The sequence below is a fragment of the Mycobacterium sp. genome, from assembly GCF_049281135.1.
Classification (GTDB): domain Bacteria; phylum Actinomycetota; class Actinomycetes; order Mycobacteriales; family Mycobacteriaceae; genus Mycobacterium.
Genome location: NZ_JBAPRN010000755.1, coordinates 1 through 1,851 on the forward strand (window position 1 = coordinate 1; position 1,851 = coordinate 1,851).

General features: G+C 63.3%; 1 protein-coding gene. It reads left to right on the plus strand.

The features are described from left to right. Positions 1-555: 555 nt before the first annotated feature. Positions 556-1,842: a hypothetical protein gene (locus WAN02_RS29965; RefSeq protein ID WP_422269014.1), complete on the plus strand. Its 1,287-nt coding sequence runs from the start codon at positions 556-558 to the stop codon at positions 1,840-1,842. The last annotated feature ends 9 nt before the right edge of the window (positions 1,843-1,851 follow it).

The following is a 1,851-nucleotide window of genomic DNA, read 5'->3' on the forward strand; positions in this document are numbered from 1 at the left end:
GTCGTACACAGTTTCAGCCGGATATACGCACTTCTCCATGAAGTCCAGCAGCTGCGCCCGATACCGCTCGGCTCGATCCGAGTAACCGAACAGGGAGAAGATTTGGTCGGAAATGATAACTCCTTCAGGCCGTTCGATGCGGGAGGGCCATGTTTGCATCTTCAACGTCCAAACTGGAACGTCTCCAATGCATCTGACGCCGCGACTCGATCGCCGGATTGCTCGCCAGTAGGCAGCGGCCGTCACGTCCTGCCAAGATCAGGATGCATGACTGGCCGTGCCGACACCACCGTCAAACGGCCGAATCCCTATTTCGGAGCAGCAAACTCACTCGCCGTGCCGGTCCGCGGCCGCGGCCGCGGCCGCGAAACACTACCTGGCAGCATCGACCGCGATCGAACACCCTTCGGCGAGAGGGAGTTTTGTCACCCATTATGGCCGTTTCGTCGCCGACGCGATTGACCCGCACTCTGCCCCGAAGCAGGCTGATTCCCGCAGATACGTTTCAAAGCAACGCGATCCGCGACACCAAACCGCTTACCGAGAGAGGCAAAGATGCAAGCACCGGAGCGCACCGTTCGCGGCGCCGACCTGGCTCGACGGACATCAGTCCGCAATTTCCTCAACAAGACCATCAAGGGTCGTGGGATGTGCGCCTACGACTCGGCCGTTATCGCCGGCAACGGGATCGGCGCCTTGGCGTTTGCCGGCTGGCTTGCCCAAAGCCCTTTATTCGAAGGCAAGGTCACTGTCGTTGCACCCCCGGTTGTCGAGTCACGACGACTGATCAACGGCGTCACCCTGCGCGGGCGCGCGGTCGACTTTATGAGCACGGCGTTGGATACGACACTGGATGACGCCCTCGAGGTGATGTCTGGATCTGCCAACTCGCCACCTGTGTGCTACCGCCAAGCCGCCGCCATGGCACTACAGCATGGACAGTCGTGGCGATTCGGCAAGCGGGGCCAATGGCAGAACGGACTGCCGGACAACCGACCGATCGCCTACGGTCTGCGGAACAGCAGGGTGGTCGGCGGCATGCGGGAACTGGCTGCCAAACTGCCGATCGAATTCGTGGACGAGAAAGTCGAGTCGGCCTCACACCTGCGCAGCTTCAGCGCGGGACGGCATCCCCTGCTCGTCAACGCCACCACCGTGCCTACGCTGATCGGCGGTGAGGCGAGGCCGCCGAAACGGATGGTTTTCGGAGTGCAAGCTCCGTTCATCGCACCCGAGCGCGGCGTCAGCTACCCGCTGGAAGCCGACACCGCGTTCGCTCCCGTAGTGCGCCGCGGAGGGGCTATCGACGTCGGGTACTTCACCCCCTTCCGTGACCCGATGTCGCCGCGCTCAAGCTGGTATGGGATCTACGCCCGGGTCGTTGACCGCAACGCCGGGTTCAACAGAGATGCCGAACTTCGCATCATGACCGAGCAACTGTTCGGCGTCGCCGCGGCGATGAACCTGATTCCCGACGACCCCGAAGAGACCCTGGGCCGGGCACTGGTACCGGCCTCACCATGGGGCACTGTTGCACCGTCGGCCCCGGGCACGCTTGAGCTCAAACGCCAATACTCGGGTGGCGCGCCGGTGGTTTACGCCGACGGCATGGTGACGAGTCTCGCTGGCGGAGTTGTCGGAGCCGAAGCGGTGATCCGCGGGGTGAACCCCGACGAGGCGATCCGTGCTGCTCTCCGGCCGTGGCGTCGGCACAACCTGCTGTGGTTCTTAGAGCTCAACAAGATGCCAGTGGTGTCCGCGATGTTGATGCGCAGAAACCCGGCGGCCGCGATGGCGTACCCGCACACCACGGGAATGAACCTATGGGCGTCGGCCGCCTGACGTGTGGTC